Source organism: Stenotrophomonas humi (assembly GCF_001431415.1).
GTDB classification, from domain to species: Bacteria; Pseudomonadota; Gammaproteobacteria; order Xanthomonadales; family Xanthomonadaceae; genus Stenotrophomonas; species Stenotrophomonas humi.
In genome coordinates, this window is sequence record NZ_LDJI01000003.1 from 66,661 (window position 1) to 88,264 (window position 21,604).

The following is a 21,604-nucleotide window of genomic DNA, read 5'->3' on the forward strand; positions in this document are numbered from 1 at the left end:
CTTGTTATGTCCGCATGAAGGGATGTTATTGGCCGGACATTTGCCGTGCATGAGCTACTGCAGCGGTCGCTCCCGCTCTCTCCCCCAAGAATTTCATGCTCAATCGCTCCCTGCTTGCCCTGGCCATCGCTGCCACCATCGCTGTCACCTCCCCTGCATCCGCCGAAACCGCCGCCAACGACAGCAAGACGCTCGACGCGGTGCGCGTGACCGGCTCCAACATCAAGCGCACCGATACCGAAACCGCCAATCCGGTGCAGGTCATCGAACGCCAGCAGCTGGAGCAATCCGGCAAGGCGACCGTCGCCGATCTGCTGCGCTCCATCTCGGCCAACACCGGCAATGCCGCCAACGAAACCAGCAACAGCGGCTGGGCCTCGGGCTCGGCCGGCATCGGTCTGCGTGGTTTGTCGCAGAAGAACACGTTGGTGCTGCTCAATGGCCGCCGCCTGGCCAACTACGGCTTCCCGTCCGGTGGCTTGTCCGACACGTTCGTCAACCTCAACGCCTTGCCGCTGGTCGCGGTGGAACGCATCGAAGTGCTGAAGGACGGTGCCTCGGCGGTGTACGGCTCCGATGCGGTGGCCGGCGTGGTCAACATCATCACCCGTCAGGGTTTCGAAGGCGCTGAAGTGGGCGTCAGTGCTGGTACCGCCGATGCGGGCGGGCTGGATCAGCAGAATCTCAAGTTCGTTGGTGGCATCGGTGACCTGGCCAGTGATGGCTACAACATCCTGGTCTCGCTGGAAGGCTACAACCGTGATCGTCTGGATCAGGACGAACGCGACCTCACCCGCTCGGGCATCTATACCGACAAGGCAGGTGGTCGCTGGAACGGTTGGTCGGCCAAGGGCGCGCGCTTCCTGATCGGCGGCAAGTCGGTGGCGATGCTCGATGCCGCCGGCAACTGCCCGGAGGGGACCGTGCTCACCGCCAGTGGTCCGATCGACGGGCTGGCCGGTAACACCTGCGCCTTCAACCAGGCGCCGTACACCACGCTGATTCCTTCGACCAAGCGCTGGCAGGCTTACGTCAACGGCACGCTGCGCCTGAGCGATTCGGTCGATGCGTTCGCCGAGGTGATCTACAGCGACATCAAGGGTGTGTCGTGGTTCGGTTCCAGCCCGTTCTTCACTCTGGAAAGTGGCCGCTTCGCACTCAATGCCGACACCGGCCTGGCCGAGCCGGTGAGTTCCAACCTGCCGGCGGGCAATCCCTACAATCCGTATGGTGTAGCGGTACCGATTGAATACACGTTCTTCAATCTGGGCGGCACCCTCAAGACCAATCGCTCACGTGCCTATCGTGGCGTGCTCGGCCTGCGTGGGCAGGGCGAGAAGTGGGACTGGGAAGTGGGCGCCTTCCAGGCGGCCAGCCAGGAGCGTGAAACCGTCGCCGGTGGTTTCGCCAATCGCTGGGCGCTGTATGACGCGCTGGCCTCTGGCAGCTACAACCTGCTCAACCCGTCAGCCACCGATCCTGCCGTGCTGGCGGCCATCGGCCTGAGCACCTTGCGTCCGGCGGATTCGGTACTCAAGGGCATCGATGCCAAGGTATCCGGCGCGCTGGGTGAAACCTGGGCCGGCTCGATTGGTTTTGCCGCCGGCGTTGAATGGCGCCAGGAAAAACTCGACTCCGACAATCCGTGGCAGATCGACGCCGGCCTGCAGGTGCGCCCGGCCATCGCCGAAGTGCACGGTCAACGGCAGGTCACCGCTGCCTACGCGGAAGTGAATGTGCCGCTGCACAGCACGCTGGAACTGCAGGCGGCCGCGCGCGCTGACCATTACAGCGATTTCGGTGATGCGTTCTCGCCGAAGCTGGGCCTGCGCTGGCAGCCGCAGGATTGGTTGCTGGTACGTGCTTCTGCTTCACGCGGCTTCCGCGCGCCCTCGCTGTCGGAGAACTCGGCGTCCACCAGCATCGCCTATGGCTCGGTGGTGGATCCGCATGACCCGGACGTACCGGGTTCGCGCCAGAACCCGACCTTCTTCACCGTCGGCAACAACAACCTGGACCCGGAACGTACCCGCAGCATCAACGCCGGCTTCGTGCTCTCGCCGTGGGAGAACACCAGCTTGAGCGTGGACTACTACCGCATCAAGCTGGACAACCTGATCGGCAGCGGCAACACCACGACGCTGGTTGCCGAGAACAATCCAGCCAACGTCGTGCGCGATGCGCGCGGCAAGCTGCTGGCGGTCTACAACCGCTACCAGAACCTGAGCGAGCTGCAGACCTCGGGCATCGACGTGGAACTGCGTCAGCGCTGGTCGACCGCACGTGCCGGTGACTTCGGTCTTTCCAGTGCGTTGACCTACGTCATCGACTACAAGCGCCCACAGGTGACTGGCGGCCCCTTGGTGGATTACGCCGGTTCCAATCTCGGCCCGTCGCTGCCGGATACCAAGGCCACCACCACGCTGGACTGGGCGCTGGGTGACTGGCGCACCGCACTCACCTGGTACTACACCAGCAGCTACGATCAGGAAGGCAGTGCCGCAGCCAAGGCCGTGCAGAAGGACGTGGCCAGCTACAGCCAGTTCGACCTGTACCTTGGGTACACCGGGATCGAAAAGTTGACGCTTTACGCCAAGGTGCAGAACATCGGCGACCGCCAGCCGCCGTATGACGCCACCTTCCCGGGCGTGCGTGCGCCTTACGACTTCAGCCAGTACGACCTGCGCGGGCGCTACTACACGGTCGGTTTCGACTATCGCTTCTGACCAACACCACGCAGCAACCAAAGCCCCTCTCCCGCGTGCGGGAGAGGGGTTGGGGTGAGGGCCGCTCTTGTAGCGCGCAACCACGCTGCGCTTGGGGCATCACAAGGAAGGCCTTTGCCGAGCATGGTCCGGCACCATCGGCCTTCTCGCTTTCGATCACTGAACTTCGCAACGAAGGCCGCATGGCCGGGGGAGAGCTACACCCATGTCGTTCCGCATATCGCGGCTGCTGCCAGTCCTGCTACTGGCGCTGATCGCAAACCTGTCACCAGCCCACGCCCAGAACAGCTACTACTTCCCCACAGCGCAGCAGTTCGACGCGAAGGTGCCGTCACCACAGCAGTTCCTCGGCTATGACATCGGCAGCCACTACACACGCCACGATCAGCTGGTGGCGTACTTCAACGAACTGGCGCGGTTGTCTGACCGGGTCAAGGTCGAAGTCATCGGCCAAAGCTACGAGCGCCGACCGCTGCTGCTGGTGACCATCAGCTCAGCGCGCAACCACGCCCGCGGCGCGCAGATCGCCGCACAGCGGCAGGCGTTGGTCGATCCTGCCCAGCCGGCCCCAGGCGATGACGCACCTGCTGTGGTCTGGCTCGGCTACAGCGTGCATGGCAATGAAACCTCCAGCGGCGAAGCCGCGATGCTGACCGCGTACTACCTGGCGGCAAACCAGGATGCGGAAACCATCCGCTGGCTGGACGAATCGGTGGTCGTCATCGACCCGGCACAGAACCCGGATGGTCGCGACCGCGCCGCGAGCTGGCACAACGGCTGGGGTTCTCGCCCACCGTCGGCCGATCCCGCCGACAAGGAGCACGTTGAACCGTTCCCCAGCGGCCGCGTCAATCACTACTTCACCGACCTCAACCGCGATTGGCTTGCCCTGGCACAGGCCGACAGCTGGCCCAAGGTCGCCCAGTTCCATCGCTGGTACCCGAACATCCAGATCGATTTCCACGAGATGGGAAAGGACAGCACGTACTACTTCGAGCCTTCGCCGAAAAGCATGGAGAGCCCGCTGCTGCCCAAGTCCTCCTATGCGGCCAACCAGTGGCTGGCACGCTTCCACGCACAGGCGCTGGATGCACTGGGCTCGCTGTACTACACCGGTGAGAACTTCGATAACTTCTCGCCGATCTACGGCTCCACCTACCCGGATTTCCACGGTGCGGTCGGCGTGACCGTCGAGCAGGCCAGCTCGCGTGGATTGGTGCAGGAGTCGGTCAACGGCCCGCTGCATTTCAACTTCACCATCCGCAACCAGGTGGCGACCGGTCTGGCCAGCGTGCAGGGTGCGGTGGAGGACCGGACGCGCCTGTTCGCATTGCAGAAGGAGTTCTTCCGCAGTGCCCTGAAACAGGCGGCGGCGTATCCGGTACATGATTGGGTCTTCGGTGATGTGGCCGATGCCACGCTCACGCACAGGCTGCTGGCGGTATTGCTGCAGCATCGCATCGAGGTGCACGCGTTGGCGCGCGATGTCGAGGTTGATGGCAAGCGCTTCCAGGCTGGCTCGGCCTACGTGGTGCCGGCGCGCCAGCCGCAGTTTCGTCTTGCGCATTCGATCTTCGAGTTCACCCCGCCGGTGAAGGGCGATGTGTTCTACAGCGGCACGTCCTATGCCGTCGCGCCAGCCTATGGGCTGCGCTACGCGGGGAGTCGTGGTGCCTTGCCGAGCGGTGCGCAGGTAGATACCGTGCCGACGGCACAGGGTGGTATCAATGGTGGACGCGCCGGGTTTGCCTATGTTGCCGATGCGCGTGATTTCGGCAGCTATCGTCTGCTCGGTGGTTTGCTGCGCGATGGCGTGCGTGTTCGCACCGCACATCAACCGTTCACTGCGGCGACCGCTGCCGGTGAGGTGAGCTTCGGTCATGGCGCGGTGGTGATTCCCGTGGTCGGGCAGACATTGGATGCGGACGCATTGCAGGCCAAGGTGCTGGCACGGGCGCAGGAGGCGGGCGTCACCGTGCATGCGCTGGCCAGCGGCCGCGCTGCCAGCGGCATCGACCTTGGCAGCGACAACGTGCGTGTGTTGCGCGCACCGACCATCGCGCTGGTGATGGGCGAGGGCGTGTCGGCAACCGAGATCGGCTCGGCCTGGTTTGCGCTGGACACCTCATTGGGCCTGCCGTCGACCAAGCTGGATCCGGCGCAGTTGGCCACCGCGGATCTGTCGCGCTACACCTCCATCGTGCTGTCCGGTGGCACGTACGGCACCGTGAACGATGCCGGCGTGGCTGCGCTCAAGCGTTGGATCGCCGCTGGCGGTTCCCTGGTGGTATATGGCGGTGGCGCGCGCTGGGCGATTGACAAGGGGTTGGCTGAGGCCAAATTGCGCGAGGGTGACAAGAAGGACGACGCCGAGCGCCTGGATTTCGGTACCGTGCGCGACGTGTTCGCACTCGGCCGTGTCAGCGGCAACATTCTCAGTGCGGATATCGATCCGACCCATCCGCTCGGTTTCGGTGTGCAGCAGCGCCGCATCTGGGTGAACAAGGAAGGCGGGCTGGTGTTCGAGCCGGTCAAGAATGCTTTTCTCAACGTGGTCACCATCGACCGCGAGCCGGTGGTGAATGGGTACCTCTCCGATGCGAACCGCGCACGCGTGGCCGGTTCCAGCTATCTGCAGGTAGTGCCGACCGGCAACGGCAACGTGGTGCTGTTCGCCGATGACCCGGCGCACCGCAAGTACTGGCACGGCACCGAGCGCCTGCTGCTCAATGCGCTGCTGCAGTCCAACCATCTCAGCACGCCACGGCAGCGTGGCGAGTAAAGCAGAGCCTCGAGGATGACGGCCCCTCTCCCGTTCACGGCAGAGGGGTAGGGGAGAGGGCAGATCGACGAGGCTGAAACATGCAGTTGCAGGCTATTGCCGAAGCCAAAGCTGCCCTCATCCGCCCCTGCCGGGCACCTCGCTCCGCGCCCCGGCCACGCACGCTTCAGTGGCTCGCATACCGCATGCCTTCACGCCGTTTACGGGAGAAGGGATGGAAGCCAAAGCGCAAAGCCAAAAGCAGAAAGGCCGACGCAATGCGTCGGCCTTTCTTTTTCACTCATCCCAACAAAAAACGGGGATTACGCGCTGGTACGGCTCTGGCTGCGCCCGCCACCGCCACGACGCTGACCACCACCCGGGTGCGCGTCACGACGCTGCTGGCCATTGCCGGCAGCGCGCTGGCCACCCGGCTTCTGCGACTGGCCGCCACGGCCACCACGCGGTGCATCGCTGTTCGGGCGACGCGCGGGATGACCGCCGTTGCCACGACGCGGCGCCTTCTGGCCACCCGGCAGTTCAGCCTTGCCCGGCGCGCTGTTGCCCCAACGGATCGGGGTCTGCGGTTCGAAGCCCGGCACGTCACGGATATCCATGTCGCGGTCGAGCAGGCGCACGATCTGACGCAGCAGCTTGGCTTCGTCCTGTGCCACCAGCGAGACAGCCTCACCGGTGGAGCCGTTGCGGCCGGTACGGCCGATACGGTGCACGTAATCTTCCGGCACCATCGGCAGGTCATAGTTGATGACCTTGGGCAGTTCGTTGATATCAATGCCGCGCGCGGCGATATCGGTGGCCACCAGCACGGTCACGCGGCCAGCCTTGAAATCGGCCAGTGCACGCAGGCGCTGACCCTGGCTCTTGTTGCCGTGGATCGCGGCGGTCTTGATGCCGGACTTCTCCAGGAACATGGCCAGCTTGTCGCAACCATGCTTGGTACGGCCGAACACCAGCGTCTGCACGCGCGAATCCTGCGCCAGCAGGTGCAGCAGCAGTTCGCGCTTGCGGGCGCCATCGACCGGGTGCACGCGGTGGGTGATGGTCTCGGCCACCGTGTTCTTCGGCGTGACCTGGATCTGCTTCGGGTCGCGCATGAACTCCAGCGCCAGCTGCTTGATGCTTTCCTCGAACGTGGCCGAGAACAGCAGCGTCTGACGGTTCTGGCGCGGCAGCTTGGCCAGGATGCGGTTGATCGACGGCAGGAAGCCCATGTCGAGCATGCGGTCGGCTTCGTCCAGCACCAGGATCTCGATGCCCGACAGGTCGACGCTGCGACGCTCCAGGTGATCGATCAGGCGGCCCGGGCAGGCCACCAGCAGGTCCACGCCACGGCGCAGCACGTCCAGCTGGTTGCCCATGCCGACGCCGCCGTAGATGCAGGCGCTGGGGATGCGCAGGTACTTGCTGTAGCCACGCAGGCTGTCATGTACCTGGGTGGCCAGCTCGCGGGTGGGTGCCAGGATCAGCGCACGCGGCTTGCGCGGGCCGTTGCCCACGCTCTGCGGCGCGGTGCCCAGGTGCTGCAGCAGCGGCAGGCCGAACGCGGCGGTCTTGCCGGTACCGGTCTGAGCGCCGGCCAGCAGGTCGTGACCTTCCAGTGCAAGCGGGATGGCCTGCTCCTGGATCGGGGTCGGGTTTTCGTAGCCCTGCTCGGCGAGCGCGCGCAGCAGGAAGGGCGCAAGGCCCAGGTTTTCAAACGACATGGAGTACTCCGAAACATGAATAACGCGCGCCCAAAGGGGCTTGCGTTGCTGGTCATTGAAGACCAGCTGATCTCGGAGCGTTCCCGTAAACCGCGCTGCAAGATCTGGATGCAACCAGAGCGGTGCGCTGGTTGGTATGCGTAACGATTGGCGTCGGAGTGGGGGCGGGCGGGCGGACAGGCCTGAAAAGCCGGTGTCCTGCACCGCCGGCGGTCCCTGAGGGAAACGGACGGCCGCTGGCAGACCGCGCTAGTCTAGGGGATTGTCCGGATAGGTACAAAAACGCCCGTTCAGCATTCCTTCGGGGGCGCTGGTGGCGGCCGGCATATTCATTACAATTGAAACTTGTTTCTTCTGCAGACTGGACGTTCCCATGAAGCTTGGTTCCCTGAAGGAAGGCGGCCGCGACGGCACCCTTATCGTGGTTTCGCGTGACCTGACCCGCGCCGTGCGTGCCAGCGGCATTGCCGCCACCCTGCAACTGGCGCTGGAGGACTGGTCCAACCTGGCCCCGCGCCTGAACGCCCTGTCCGAGCAGCTCAACGCCGGCGACGCTGCCGATAGCTTCGTACTGGAAATGGAAGAGCTGGCTGCGCCGCTGCCACGCGCCTATGAGTTCGTGGACGGCAGCGCCTACCTGCCGCACGTGGCCCGTGTGCGCAAGGCGCGCGGCGCCGAGGTGCCCGAATCGTTCTATACCGATCCGCTGATGTACCAGGCCACCAGTGCCGGCTTCTATGGCCCGCGCGACGCAGTGAAGGTGGTCAGCGAGGACTACGGCATCGACCTGGAGGCCGAGATCGTGGTCATCACCGACGACGTGCCGATGGCGGTCACGCCGGAACAGGCCGCCGGCCACATCCAACTGGTAGGCCTGGTCAACGACGTCAGCCTGCGCAACCTGATTCCGGGCGAGCTGGCCAAGGGCTTCGGCTTCCTGCAGTCCAAGCCGCGTTCGGCATTGAGCCCGGTATTCGTGACCCCGGACGAACTGGGCGACGCCTGGCAGGGCAGCAAGGTGCATCTGCCGCTGGTCACCCACATCAATGAAAAGTGGTTCGGCGCACCGGAAGCCGGCGTGGACATGCAGTTCGATTTCGCCCAGCTGGTGGCGCACGCGGCCAAGACCCGTCCGCTGTCGGCCGGTGCCATCGTCGGCTCGGGCACCATCGCCAACGAGGACACCTCGCTGGGCGCATCCTGCTTTGCCGAGCAGCGCACCGTCGAAGCCCTGCGTGACGGCAAGCCGTCCACGCCCTTCATGAGCTTCGGCGACGTGGTGCGTATCGAGATGTTCGACCGCGACGGAAACAGCATTTTCGGTGCCATCGAGCAGCGTATCGAGCAGGCATCGCGCCCCTGAGTCCGGGGGCGGCAAAGGCCGCGCCGGAATTCGCGATCTCGGGGTGCTGATGGCGTCCCGACATCGCCTTGCCGTCCGCTGGTCACGCTTGGGATCCGGGCGGAAAAATCATCTGTTACGGGCTGCGCTGTCGGCCTGAATCAGTCGTCCGACTGGCGGCTCGGTTGTCTGACCGATGGTGAAGGAACCCTCACCGCCACCGGTTACTGTGTCGTCCACGCGACAGGAGAAATCCCCCATGGAAGATGGCCTGAAACTCTATAGCTACTGGCGCTCCAGTGCTGCCTACCGCGTGCGTATCGGCCTGAACCTCAAGGGTCTGGATTACAGCATCGCGCCGGTGCATCTGGTGCGCGATGGCGGCCAGCAGCATGCACCGGACTACGCCGCGCTCAACCCGCAGGAGCTGGTGCCGACCCTGCGTCACGGTGAGCGCGTGCTGACCCAGTCGTTGGCCATTCTTGAATACCTGGAAGAGGTGTATCCGCAGTCGCCGCTGTTGCCGGGCGATGCCGGTGGGCGTGCGCGCGTGCGTGCACTGGCGCAGCTGGTGGCCTGCGATATCCATCCGCTCAACAACCTGCGTGTGCTGCAGTTCTTCGACCACGAATGGAACGTGCCGCAGCCCGAGCGCGATGAGTGGGTGCTGCACTGGATGCGTACCGGTTTTGCTGCGCTGGAGGCAATGCTGGTGGGCTCGTTCGACACAGGCCGCTTCTGCCATGGTGCCGAACCCGGCCTGGCCGATTGCTGCCTGGTGCCGCAGCTGTACAACGCACGCCGCTTCCACCTGGATCTGAATCCGTATCCGACCTTGTGCCGGATCGAGGAAGCCTGCCTTGCCCTGCCGGCATTCGATGCCGCACGCCCGGAAAACCAGCCGGACGCGATCTGAAGCCCTTCTCCCGTTCTTACGGGAGAAGGGTGCTTACGCCCGTACTCAGAATCCGTGACTGATCGCCGCCGGTGCGGTGGCGGAAAAATCACCATACGGATCATGCTCGCCTGTGGAGCCTTCCGAGAGGCGGAACTTCAGCGCAAGGCCATCACGTGAGTCGGCTGCGCGCAGCGCTTCCTCCTGTTCGATGAGGCCTTCCTTGACCATGCGGAACAGGCATTGGTCGAAGGTCTGCATGCCTTCTTCCAGCGACTCTTCCATGGCCTGCTTGATCGCATGGATTTCGCCACGGCGCAGCAGGTCGCGAATCATCGGCGTATTGATCAACACCTCGCTGGCCGGCCGGCGGCGGCCATCCACGCCCTTGACCAGACGCTGTGAAACCACCGCGCGCAGGTTCAACGACAGGTTCATCAATACGTTCTTGTGCGCGCTTTCCGGGAAGAAGTTGAGGATGCGCTCGATGGTCTGGTCGGCATTGTTGGAGTGCAGCGTGGCCAGGCACAGGTGGCCGGTTTCGGCGAAGGCGATGGCTGCCTCCATCGTTTCGGCATCCAGGATCTCACCGATCAGGATCACGTCCGGTGCCTCACGCATCGCGTTCTTCAGCGCGTTGTGGAAGGCATGCGTATCCAGGCCGACCTCACGCTGGTTGACGATGGACATCTTGTGCTTGTGCAGGAACTCGATCGGATCCTCGATGGTGAGGATGTGTCCGGTCGAGGTGCTGTTGCGGTGGTCGATCATCGACGCCAGCGAGGTGGACTTGCCCGAACCGGTCGAGCCCACCACCAGCACCAGACCGCGCGGGGTCATGATGACGTCCTTGAGCACCTGCGGCAGGTGCAGCTCCTCGATGCTCGGGATATGGCTCTTGATCGCACGGATCACCATGCCCACCTCACCGCGCTGCTTGAACACGTTGACGCGGAAGCGCCCGGCGTCGGTCAGGGCGATGGCCATGTTGAGCTCAAGGTCGCGCTCGAACTGCGGTACCTGGCCCTCGTCCATCAGCGAGTAAGCGATTTTCTTGACCATTCCCGGTGGCAGGCCGGTGCTCCCCAGCGGATACAGCTTGCCCTCGATCTTGATGTAGACCGGCGCTCCGGTGGTCAAAAACATGTCCGAAGCGTTCTTTTCGGTCATCAGCTTCAGGAAGTAGCCGATATCCATACGCAATATTTCCCCAACAGACGGCGACTTGTCGTTGCAAGCACGCCATAGCCTTGACCACAATGGCCGCGCTCAGTCACTCAGGCAACGGCCTCCCCAATGAAAGCAAGCTTCGCACAATTACGACGTCTCCTGTATGTGACGGCGTGCGCAACCGCGCTGTCTGGTAGCGCTTTTGCGCAAGATCCGGCCGCCGCTGACCTGCTCGCCGCGCAGCAGGCGGTGGAGCGCGCCGACCGCGCCGACGCCGACCAGTACGCCCCGGACATGATGGCGATGGCGCGCCAGCAGCTGGAGCAGGCCCAGCGTGCCGCCACCGATCGCAGCCAGCGCAAGCAGGCGCCGGTGCTGGCGCAGCGGGCTGCTGCCGACGCCGATCTGGCGCGCGCGCAGAGCGAGGAGTCCGTGGCGCAGGCCCAGCTGGCCCAGCGTCGGGCCGAGGTTGAACAACTGCAACGCCAACTGGCGAACGGGGAGGGCCGCTGATGTTCATCAGGAATCTTGTGATGGCGGGCCTGCTCGCGCTGCCGCTGATGGCCGTTGCCGCGGAAGATCCGGCGGTGGCGTCGCTGAGCCAGCGCCTGGTGGCGCTGCAGGCCGATATGCGGACCGCCGACGCGGCGTCGTTCGAGAAGCTGCAGGCCCAGCAGGCCATCGCCGCGCTGGCCAAGGCCAAGCGCAAGGAACTGGACAACGCGCGTTACCTGGCCGAGCGGCGCGTCGCCATCGCCGAAACCGCTGCGCGTACCGCCGTGGCCGCCCGTGAGGTCGACCAGCTGGAGCGCACGCGCAGTGAACTCCTGATTGAAGCCAGCCGGCGCGAAGTGGCCAAGGCCCGCCAGGAAGCCGAACGCCTGCGCATGCAGACGCAGATCCAGGCCGAAGAGGCCGAGCGTCTGCGTCTGGCGGCCGAAGCCGAAACCCTGGCCCGCCAGGATGCGGAAACCGCGCTGACCAGCGTGGCGGGCCGTCAGCAGCAACGCCTGAGTGCCGCTCAGCAAAATGCCGCCAAACTGGCCCGCGAGGAGGCCGAGCTGGTCTCCGGCCAGAGGCTGCCGGCATCGAAGTTCGACGGCCGCGGCGAGGTGTTCACCCTGACCGGCGATGCGTTCGCTGCCGGCCAGGCCAGCCTGTCCGCAGGCGCGGCCAATCAGGCCAAGGCGCTCGCCGAGTACCTGAACATCGGCAAGAAGGGACGGGTGACCATCGAGGCGTACGACAGTGCCAACGGCGTCGGTCAGCGCCGTGCGCAGGCGCTGAAGGACGCACTGGTGGCCGCTGGTGTGAGCGCCGGCCGGGTCCAGGTCGCGGGCAAGAAGGCGGCCTCCACGCGTGCCCGTTCGGCAGAAGTCATCATCGCGCCGTGATGTTCATAAATGGCTGATGTTGTTATGTTTTTGTTTGTTCTCGGCGACTGAATGCCCCCTTAAGGAGGCTTCATCAAACTGGCCGCGCGAAGCACTTGCCGGAACCTTTTTGCAGGCGTAGGGTCAATTGTCCGGGTGGCAAGTTCGCCATCCGGACAGAGGAGGGCCGAGCCGGTGCAACAGTGGCGCGAACCAGTTTCCGAAGGCTCCCGGCAGGTTCGTCGGGAGAAGGCCGGTGGGTTCCGTCGTTCGCGGTTCCGGCGCTCCATCCTGCAACGCCCCGTGCCATCCGGCCGGGGCGTTCTTGTTTCTGCATGAAGGAGGTTCAGTCATGTTCGAAGGGCAGCCGCAGAGTGAGATCGACGCCTTGATGAAGGCCAACCCCGAGTTCAGGCTGCTGTACCAGCAGCACCGGAAGTTGAACAAGAAATGCATGGACGCCCAGCTTGGGGTACTTCCCATTGACGATGTCACTCTGGGACAGATGAAGCGGGAGAAACTGCTGGCCAAGCAGCGGCTCCTGCGGATGTACGAAAGCACCATCAATTAAGACCTTCCCCACGCGTTGAAATTACCGTCGCGGACGGTGACGGCCCCCTCGTCGGCCGTCATTGTCCGCGCCATTGCGGGCCGTAAGCCCCGCACTGATGCGGATCGGTACTGATGCAATAAGGTGCGTTTGCCTGACTTTCGGCAGCATCCGTCGGATAATCGGAAGTCCAGCCGCGTTGCGGCGTGATCCGAAGCTGACCATGGCAATCCACTCCTCCGTCCTCGAACTCATTGGCAACACGCCCATCGTCAAGGCCCAGCGCCTGGATGCCGGTGTGTGCGAGCTGTACCTGAAGCTCGAAAGTGCCAACCCGGGCGGGTCGATCAAGGATCGCATCGGTCTTTCGATGATCGAGGCCGCCGAGAAGCGCGGTGATCTCAAGCCCGGTGCGACGCTGGTGGAGGGCACCGCCGGCAATACCGGCCTGGGTCTGGCGCTGGTGGCACAGCAGAAGGGCTACAAGCTGATCCTGGTGGTGCCTGACAAGATGAGCCGGGAAAAGATCTTCAACCTCAAGGCGATGGGTGCCGAAGTGGTGCTGACCCGCTCGGATGTGGCCAAGGGCCATCCCGAGTACTACCAGGACCTGGCCCAGGCCGTCGCCGAGCGCACTCCCGGCGCCTACTTCATCAACCAGTTCGGCAACCCGGACAACCCGGCCGCGCACGAGTTCGGCACCGGCCCGGAGATCATCGAGCAGATGGGCGGCGACCTGGATGCGATCGTGTTCGGCTGCGGCAGTTCCGGCACCATGACCGGCCTGTCGCGCGCTTTCGCCAAGCTCTCGCCGAAGACCGAGCTGGTGCTGGCCGACCCGGTCGGCTCGATCCTGACCCAGTACATCAACGAAGGCACGCTGAGCGATAAGTCCGGCAGCTGGCTGGTGGAAGGTATCGGCGAAGATTTCCTGCCCGGCATTTCCGATTTCAGCCGGGTCAAGAAGGCCTACGCCATCACCGACGCCGAGAGCTTCCACACCGCGCGCGAGCTGCTGGGCAAGGAGGGCATCCTCGGTGGTTCGTCGACCGGCACGCTGCTGGCCGCGGCGCTGAAGTACTGCCACGAGCAGACCACGCCGAAGAAGGTGCTGGTGCTGGTGCCGGATACCGGCAACAAGTACCTGTCCAAGATGTACAACGACTACTGGATGCTGGACAACGGCTTCCTGGAGCGCCCCCAGTACGGTGACCTGCGCGACCTGATCCTGCGTCCCTACAGCCAGCGCGACACGGTGGTGGTCGGCCCGAACGACCTGCTGACCACGGCTTACCAGCGCATGAAGCTGTACGACGTGTCGCAGCTGCCGGTGATGGAAGGCAGCCAGCTGGTCGGCATCATCGACGAGAGCGACGTGCTGCTGCACGTGTACGGCGATGAAGCACGCTTCCGCGACCTGGTTTCGGTGGCGATGGTCAGCAAGCTGGATCGATTGGACGTCAAGTCGCCGATCGAAGCGCTGCTGCCGGTGTTCGACCGCGGCCAGGTGGCGATCATCACCGACGGAGATGCCTTCCTTGGTCTGATTACCCGCATCGATCTGCTGAACTACCTGCGTCGCAGGGTTCAGTAATTGCGGCGTGGCGTGCGACACCTTTGGGGAGGTGCTGCAATAGCTGGTTCAGGCCGCACTGATAGACTTTTCTCTTTTAGCTGGAAGCCCTTATGACGGATCAACATTCACACAGCCACGACGGCGAGCGCGCCTTGTCGCTTGCCACGTTGGCCATCCACGGCGGGCAGTCGCCTGACCCCAGCACCGGCGCCGTCATGCCGCCGATCTACGCCACCTCGACCTATGCACAGTCCAGCCCGGGCGAGCATCAGGGTTTTGAGTACTCGCGCACGCACAACCCGACCCGCTTCGCTTACGAGCGCTGCGTGGCTTCGCTGGAAGGCGGCACGCGTGGCTTTGCCTTCGCCTCGGGCATGGCCGCCAGCTCCACCGTAATCGAACTGCTGGATGCCGGCAGCCACGTGGTGGCGATGGACGACATCTATGGCGGTAGCTTCCGCCTGTTCGAGCGAGTGCGTCGCCGCACCGCCGCGCTGGATTTCAGCTTCGTCGACCTGACCGACCTGGCTGCATTCGAAGCTGCGATCACGCCGAAGACCAAGATGGTGTGGATCGAAACGCCCACCAATCCGATGCTGAAGATCGTGGACATCACCGCGGTGGCCGCCATCGCCAAGCGTCATGGCCTGATCGTGGTGGTGGACAACACCTTCGCCTCGCCGATGCTGCAGCGTCCATTGGAACTGGGCGCGGATCTGGTGCTGCATTCGGCCACCAAGTACCTCAACGGTCACTCGGACATGGTGGGTGGCATGGTGGTGGTCGGTGACAACGCAGAACTCGCCGAACAGATGGCCTTCCTGCAGAACTCCATCGGTGGCGTGCAGGGCCCGTTCGACAGTTTCCTGGCCCTGCGTGGGCTGAAGACCCTGCCGCTGCGCATGAAGGCGCATTGCGCCAATGCGCTGGAACTGGCGCAGTGGCTGGAAAAGCACCCGGCGGTGGAGAAGGTGATCTACCCAGGCCTGGTCTCGCACCCGCAGCATGCGCTGGCGGGCAAGCAGATGGCCGGTTACGGCGGCATTGTTTCCATCGTGCTCAAGGGCGGGTTTGAGGCGGCCAAACGTTTCTGCGAACGCACCGAGCTGTTCACCCTGGCCGAGTCACTTGGCGGCGTGGAAAGCCTGGTCAACCACCCGGCAGTCATGACGCATGCCTCGATTCCTGTTGAACGCCGTGAACAACTCGGCATCAGTGATGCTTTGGTGCGCTTGAGCGTCGGCGTAGAGGCGCTGGACGATTTGATCGTGGATGTTGAGAGGGCGCTGCAATGACCGTAGACGTATCTTCAGTGCAGCCTGTCGTGGCAACGCTCAACCGGCGTCATGTCCGTGATACTGAACTGACGCCGATGCGCGCCTTTGCTGTCGATGTGATGGACGGTATGCACAGCTGGCGGGCGTGGCTTGCCCTGGCCATGATGGATACCAAGCACAAATATCGGCGCTCGGTGCTGGGGCCGTTCTGGATCACGATCAGCATGTTCGTGCTGATTCTGGGCATCGGCCTGCTTTACAGCCAGCTGTTCCGGATGGATCTGCGTGAGTATCTGCCGTACATCGCGTTGGGTGACATCGTCTGGATCTACATTTCCACAGTGGTGCAGGAGGGATGTACAACCTTCACCGCTTCGGAAAACCTGATCCGCTCGATGCGCCTGCCGATGATGCTGCATGTGATGCGGCTGGTAACCCGTACCTTTATCGTGTTTCTGCACGGTGCCATTGCCTATATTCCGTTCGCCATCTATCTGAAGGTCGAACCCGAGTTGGTCTGGCTACTGGCAATTCCCGGGGTGATCGCGATTGTGCTGGCAACCATCCCTATGACCGCGCTGTTCGGCCTGATGGCCGCCCGCTACCGCGATCTGCAGCCGGCCATCGCCAATTTCATGCAGTTGGGCTTCTTCATGACGCCCATCATCTGGAAGGCGGAAATGCTCGGGCCGCATCGCTGGGTGGCCGACTTCAACCCGATCTACCATTTCATTCAGCTGGTCCGCGAACCGCTGATGGGGAAGGTGCCGCCCTCCCATTCGTATTGGGTCGTAGCTGGTTTTATCGCGATGGCCTACCTGATCGCCATTCCCCTGTTGGCGCGTAACCGCCACAAGATCTCCTTCTGGGTTTGATATGACCAACATCAGTGTCGTCAACTGCAGTGTGCAGTTGCCGATTTACGGCACCAACAACCGCTCGATGAAGGGCGCAATCATGTCGGCGGTCACCGGTGGCCGCGTGGCGCCGACCAGCCGCAACGTGACCGTCGTGGACTCGCTCAAGGATGTTTCCTTCGAACTGAGGGAGGGCGACAAACTGGGCCTGATCGGCCACAACGGCGCGGGCAAGACCACATTGCTCAAGACCTTGGCAGGCGTGTACGAACCCACCTCGGGCTACGTGCGCAGCCGCGGCCGCATCGCCAATCTGTTGGATGTCACCATGGGCATGGATTTCGAGGCCACCGGCCTGGAGAACATCCGACTCAAGGGTCTCCTGCATGGGCTTGCGCCTGCCGAGATCGCCAAGAAAGTGCCGGCGATCTGCGATTTTTCCGGTCTTGGTCCCTACGTGAACATGCCGGTTCGCGTGTATTCGAGCGGCATGCTGGTGCGTTTGGCGTTCTCCATCGCCACCAGTTTCGATGCCGACATCCTGCTAATGGACGAATGGCTGGGCGTGGGCGATGCGGATTTCAACGCGCGTGCGCAGGAGCGCCTGTCGGAGATCGTGCAGAAGGCGAGCATTCTGGTATTGGCCAGTCATAACAAGGACATTATCGCTGCCAACTGCAACCGCATCATGCATCTCGAGCATGGACAAGTGACCAGCGACGTACCTTGCGGGGGAGCAGCCTGAGCGCATGAATACCCAGAACCGGGACTATTGGCTGTCAAGGGACGGAAACCTTTACGCCGACCAGCAGAAGGTCAGGCGCGAGGCAGGCAACAACAACTACGCCCAGCAGGAGCAGTGGCTGGTGGATATGCTGCGCAGCCTTGCGGCCGAGCGCGGCACTCCGCTGAGGGTCCTGGACTATGGTGTTGGCTTCGGTCGAATGGCGCGGGTACTGGCCGAGCACGAATTCGTCGACTACTACGGATACGATATTTCCGACGCGATGGTCGAGCCACTGTTCGGTGCGCCGCCGGCCCGCTATGCGGGCGATATCGCCCGACGGGTGATGGTGGGTCAGGATCTGCCGACGTTGGCTGGCGAGCAGCGCTTCGATGTGATCTTCACCGTGTCGGTGATGATCCACAATTCACCCGACCAGGCGCGCGAGGTTCTGTCGGGGATGCGCGCGGTGCTGGCCCCGGGCGGCTGCATCTGCCTGGTGGAGAACCGTCCGGTTGCCATCAGCATGCTTGGCAACCTCTGGCATGCTGGCTGCTGGAGCCATGATTTCGCCTACACCACCGCAGCGGACATGGACGTGGATGTGGACGACGGTATCCTTGCCGATCATGGCATCTACTTCCTGCGCGAAATCGCGCCCGGATCTGAACGGCGGGTACGGGTTCCCGGCGACCATGGTTTCGAGGCCACCGGCAAGGCCGATTACCTGCTGCGCAGCCATGACAATACCCAAACGGTAGTGCGCGGGCTGGAAACCGAGATCAATGTCAGCGGTAGCCAGCTGGCTGAGCTTCGCGATGCCGTGGAACTGTACCGGCGTGCTGAGCAGCACGCGGTCACCGCTTTCAAGGCCGTGGCCGAAGTGCTGCCTCCAGCGCTGCGCGAGCGGGCGGGGAGCGGGCACCTGACCGATGTGCTGGATTTGCTGCCGAAGCTGGGTGACCAACTACGTGAACTGGGCCAGGCCCACCAGCAGCAGCTCGGCGCGGAGCGCCTGGAAGGGCAGCAGCAACTTGAAGCGGCACGCCTGGAAGGGCAGCAGCAACTTGAAGCGGCACGTCTGGAAGGGCAGCAGCAGGTCGGTGCGATTCGGCGGGAGATGCAGCAGCAGCTGGACAGCCTACGCAGCACGAGCGGCGAAGAATTGTCGCAACTGCGTGCCGACCATGCCGCACGCGCTGAGCGATTTGAATGGCAACTCGGCCTGCGCGAGCGCATCGGCCAGTGGTTGGCCAGGGAGGAAGAAGCACCGATAGCCCCGCCACAGCCCTTGCGCGCCGCCGAGCCGCAGCTAGCGGCCGCCGCACCGTTGTTCCAGTTCGATGCGCCGCGCGACACCCGGTTTGCCCAACTGGTTCCAGGGCATGAACGCGCCTGCCATGTGATGCACCAGGAGTGGTTCGGCATCCGCGCCGCCGCGGGTGCGCTGCCAGGGCACAAATTGGCGGTGTCCGCATCCGAGCGGCCTTCGGTGCACGATATCGAAGCCGTCGCTCGTCGTTTCGAGTCTGAACGGATTGACCGCGTGGTCGTGCATGGCTTCTCCAATGCGATGGCAGCCTGGATCAAGGGGCTTTCCGCAGCGGGCTTCAGCCACATCAACCTGGTGTGGCATGGCGCGCCGGTGATGTGGGTGCACAACGAAGAGCGCCGCTTTTTCGCGCTGGCCCTGCAGTTGGCACGGCAGGGCTACATCCGGCGCATCCAGGGCATGCGTGGCGGAACCCATGCTGCCATTGGTTCGGTTGGCTGGCAGGCGCAGATCTACAACATGCCTCCGCGCTTCGAAAGCAGCATGCCGCGGCATGCCCGTCGCCACGCGCAGGCCATCGCCTTCTCACCATCCTGGAATCTGGTGCATAAAAACCTGTCGACCAACGTGGCCGCCGCGGTGGCCTGTCCCGCGGTCGACAACATCTGGGTGATGGCGAGCGACTTCCAACTGCCCTACAGCACCGAAAAGAAGATCGAGGTGCTGGCCAAGCTCGACCAGGCACAGATGATGGAGACGATGTCGCTGTGCGATATCGTGCTCAATGCCTCGGTGGTGGACTGCCATCCGATGGTCGAACTGGAGGCGCTCGCGGTTGGCACTCCCAGCGTACGCGGCCGCCTCGGCCTGGATGCGCTGGAAGATCACGACTATGTGCGCTTGACCCAGGTGCGTGACGCACTCAACGTAAGCGACGTCAGCGCGACCATCTCACGGATATTGAGTGTGCCGGATGCTGAGATCGAGGAGATGATGGGAGCGTATTCGGCCCAACTGATCGAGCTTTCGAACACCCGCTATGCAGAATTCATGGAGCTGTAAATGACTGGACTGAGAGTTTTTGTAACGCGCGAGTTGTTCCCCTTTACCGCAGGTGGGATTGGCCGTGTCGTTGCCAACATTCTGATGACATCGACCCAGCAGGAGCGCGAACGTACGGCAATCCTGTACGTGGGTGACGGCGTGGATGCGCATGCCTTTTCCAGTGCCTATCCGGACGTCCAGTTCCACGCTACGCATATCGGCACCTACCAGACCATCGACGACAGCGGGCGGCGCTACCCGCCATACGCGGCTTTCAACAACACGGTGCTGCATTGGGAATCGGTGTTGATCCTGCAGGGCCTGCGTGCATTGCAGGATCAGCACGGCGCGCTGGATTACGTGGAGTTTGTGGATTGGGGGGCTGCGGCCTTTGCCTCCACCCAGGAAAAACTGCTGGGCAATGATTTCGCCGAGACCACCCTGGCGGTGCGCCTGCATACCACCGACAGCATTCTGGCCGACTTCGAGCCGCGCGCACAAAGCATTCACGGCCTGAGCCTATACGACGTCGAACGCAAAGCACTGGCCGACTGTGATCTGATCGTCGGCCAGTTGGCCCCAGTCTCCGAGGCGTTCAGGGCTTTCTACGGTTTTGAGGTGGATGACTGGACGCAGCGCTCGTGCGTGCATTCGCCGCCGGTGCTGCTCGATACCTTGCCGCTGGCCACCGCATCGGTGACGCTGGAGGACAGTACCGACCTGCTGTTCACCTCCAAACTGCAAGACATCAAACGCCCCGACGTGTTCATCCGCGGCTGCGTGCAGTTCATGCGGGAGAACCCGGCGTACCATGGCAAGGCGGTGTTCCTTGCGCATTCTTTCGATGCTGCCTACCAGCAGTCGATCATGGACCTGGTGCCTGCCGATCTGGCCAATCGCGTCGTCTTCGCCAAAGGCATCAACGGAGCCATACGCGAAAAAATGATTGCCGGGTCTGTGTGCATTTTCCCATCGCCCTGGGAGTCGTTCTGCCTGGCCGCCTACGAGGCCTCGTTGTCGGGTGCGATATGCGTGCTCAACGACCGCAATCCGGCGTTCGGCGATGATACGCCGTGGCAGTCGTGGCAGAACTGCGTCAAGTTCGATGGGACACCGGCCAGCTTGTCTCATGCCCTGGGTGAACTGTTCTCGCATACGCGTCCGCGTCAGGTGCCGGTTACACAGCCAAGCACGCCCGTGCCGTGGCAGGCGGCCATCGCGCCCGCACCGCAGGCACCGCTCGAACCGCCACGGTTGAGCGCGATCGTGATCAACCAGGACACTGGCCGTGGCTTGATGCCCAGTATCGACAGCCTGCTGGCTTCGAGCTGCCTGGTGCATGAAGTGGTAGTGGTGGATGACGCTTCCATCGACCCGATCAGTCGCGAAGTGCTCAAGCGTCTGGAAAGTGTCGACAAGCGGGTACGGGTGCTGCGCCTGCCGGTGCGCTCCGGCCCAGCTGCGGCGCGCAATGCTGGATTGGCTGCTGTGGACGGCGAACATGTGCTGTTCCTGCGCGCCGGCGAGCAACTGGCGCCGCACTTCCTGGGTGCCGCGGTGCGTGGCTTGGCGACGCGACCTGCCTACGACGTGGTGGTGTCCCATCACGGGCTGGCAGCCACCTTGCCCGGCGTCGGCGACCGCGAGACCGGCTTCGATCACTGCAATGTTCATTATGGTGAAGCGCGACTGGCGGGCCTCTACGAAAATCGCTTCGCCCCGGACAGCTTCGTCATGCGTACCGAGCGGGCGCGTGCTCTCGGTTTCGACGAGGCGATTCCTGCCAACGAAACCTGGGAGCTGTTGCTGCGCGCCTGCCAGCAGGGCGTCCGCTTCATCGCCTCTTCGTCAGTGGATGTGATGTCCAAACCGGCCTATCCGTTGCTGTCTTCGCTGCATGGCGATGTCAGTGCGGCAGTGATGGAGGCACAGCGGCGCCTGCTGCACGGTAAGCGCGTGCGCCTGGGAGCGTTGCGCGTGCCGGGCTACGCGATGTCGGTGCAGGGCAGCGGTGGCGCGGTCACCCTGATGAGCATGGATGAAACCTCGCACCGCCTGCAGGAATTGATGGACAGCGAAACAGTGCGCTACACGCTGGCGTTGGCCAACCTGTTGCAGCGCCGGGCGCCGTGGACCTTGCGGCTTGGCAAGCGGTTGATTGCCCGGTTGCGTCCGCTTTACCAGCGGCTGCGCTGAGTCCGGCATTCCCTGTCGACGGGGGCGGCGTAAGGCCGTCCCCTCCTGCCTTCTGGAGAGTGTGCATGTTCGTCATCGTCGGTCACACAGCATCACTTGTGGCGGAGGATGCTGAC

General features: G+C 63.6%; 15 protein-coding genes. 13 read left to right on the top strand and 2 right to left on the bottom strand.

Annotated elements, in window-relative coordinates; all coding sequences use genetic code 11:
- Window positions 1-95 precede the first annotated feature (95 nt).
- Window positions 96-2,726, top strand: a complete 2,631-nt coding sequence (locus ABB26_RS00930; protein ID WP_057631695.1) for a TonB-dependent receptor plug domain-containing protein — start codon at window positions 96-98, stop codon at window positions 2,724-2,726.
- A gap of 205 nt (window positions 2,727-2,931) precedes the next feature.
- Window positions 2,932-5,508, top strand: a complete 2,577-nt coding sequence (locus tag ABB26_RS00935) for a M14 family zinc carboxypeptidase (protein ID WP_057631696.1) — start codon at window positions 2,932-2,934, stop codon at window positions 5,506-5,508.
- Between the two features lie 302 nt (window positions 5,509-5,810).
- On the opposite strand, the gene ABB26_RS00940 is transcribed toward ABB26_RS00935, so the two are convergent.
- Complete coding sequence (locus ABB26_RS00940) at window positions 5,811-7,211, bottom strand: DEAD/DEAH box helicase (RefSeq protein ID WP_057631697.1); 1,401 nt, start codon at window positions 7,209-7,211, stop codon at window positions 5,811-5,813.
- Between the two features lie 373 nt (window positions 7,212-7,584).
- Here ABB26_RS00940 and ABB26_RS00945 point away from each other — a divergent pair, with 373 nt between their 5' ends.
- The gene (locus ABB26_RS00945; RefSeq protein WP_057631698.1) at window positions 7,585-8,574 is read left to right on the top strand and encodes a fumarylacetoacetate hydrolase family protein; all 990 of its coding nucleotides are present in this window, start codon (window positions 7,585-7,587) and stop codon (window positions 8,572-8,574) included.
- Window positions 8,575-8,812: 238 nt separating this feature from the next.
- Window positions 8,813-9,469 (top strand): maleylacetoacetate isomerase, encoded by a 657-nt coding sequence (gene maiA, locus ABB26_RS00950; RefSeq protein WP_057631699.1) that lies wholly within the window; start codon window positions 8,813-8,815, stop codon window positions 9,467-9,469.
- Between the two features lie 45 nt (window positions 9,470-9,514).
- Here maiA and ABB26_RS00955 read toward each other — a convergent pair whose 3' ends face one another.
- Window positions 9,515-10,645: a PilT/PilU family type 4a pilus ATPase gene (locus ABB26_RS00955; RefSeq protein ID WP_057631700.1), complete on the bottom strand. Its 1,131-nt coding sequence runs from the start codon at window positions 10,643-10,645 to the stop codon at window positions 9,515-9,517.
- A 99-nt stretch (window positions 10,646-10,744) separates the two neighbouring features.
- Here ABB26_RS00955 and ABB26_RS00960 point away from each other — a divergent pair, with 99 nt between their 5' ends.
- The 9 genes from ABB26_RS00960 (at window position 10,745) to ABB26_RS01000 (ending at window position 21,488) form a co-directional block, all read left to right on the top strand.
- Window positions 10,745-11,131 carry a DUF4398 domain-containing protein gene (locus ABB26_RS00960; protein ID WP_057631701.1) on the top strand — a complete coding sequence of 129 codons (387 nt, stop codon included), beginning with the start codon at window positions 10,745-10,747 and terminating at the stop codon, window positions 11,129-11,131.
- Entirely contained in the window at window positions 11,131-12,012 is an 882-nt protein-coding gene (locus ABB26_RS00965; protein ID WP_057631702.1) for an OmpA family protein, read from the top strand. The genes ABB26_RS00960 and ABB26_RS00965 overlap by 1 nt, the downstream gene beginning before the upstream one ends.
- 331 nt (window positions 12,013-12,343) lie before the next feature.
- Window positions 12,344-12,562, top strand: coding sequence for an HP1242/YdcH family protein (locus tag ABB26_RS00970; RefSeq protein ID WP_057631703.1), 219 nt, complete (start codon window positions 12,344-12,346; stop codon window positions 12,560-12,562).
- Between the two features lie 202 nt (window positions 12,563-12,764).
- Window positions 12,765-14,135, top strand: a complete 1,371-nt coding sequence (locus ABB26_RS00975) for a pyridoxal-phosphate dependent enzyme (protein ID WP_057631780.1) — start codon at window positions 12,765-12,767, stop codon at window positions 14,133-14,135.
- 92 nt (window positions 14,136-14,227) lie between these two features.
- Entirely contained in the window at window positions 14,228-15,412 is a 1,185-nt protein-coding gene (locus tag ABB26_RS00980) for a cystathionine gamma-synthase (RefSeq protein WP_057631704.1), read from the top strand.
- Window positions 15,413-15,441: 29 nt separating this feature from the next.
- On the top strand, window positions 15,442-16,269 hold the full coding sequence (locus tag ABB26_RS00985) for an ABC transporter permease (protein ID WP_057631705.1): 828 nt from the start codon (window positions 15,442-15,444) through the stop codon (window positions 16,267-16,269).
- A 1-nt stretch (window position 16,270) separates the two neighbouring features.
- Window positions 16,271-16,996, top strand: a complete 726-nt coding sequence (locus tag ABB26_RS00990; RefSeq protein WP_057631706.1) for an ABC transporter ATP-binding protein — start codon at window positions 16,271-16,273, stop codon at window positions 16,994-16,996.
- Window positions 16,997-17,000: 4 nt separating this feature from the next.
- The gene (locus ABB26_RS00995) at window positions 17,001-19,310 is read left to right on the top strand and encodes a methyltransferase domain-containing protein (protein ID WP_057631707.1); all 2,310 of its coding nucleotides are present in this window, start codon (window positions 17,001-17,003) and stop codon (window positions 19,308-19,310) included.
- Window positions 19,311-21,488, top strand: a complete 2,178-nt coding sequence (locus ABB26_RS01000) for a glycosyltransferase (protein ID WP_083490616.1) — start codon at window positions 19,311-19,313, stop codon at window positions 21,486-21,488.
- Window positions 21,489-21,604 lie beyond the last annotated feature (116 nt).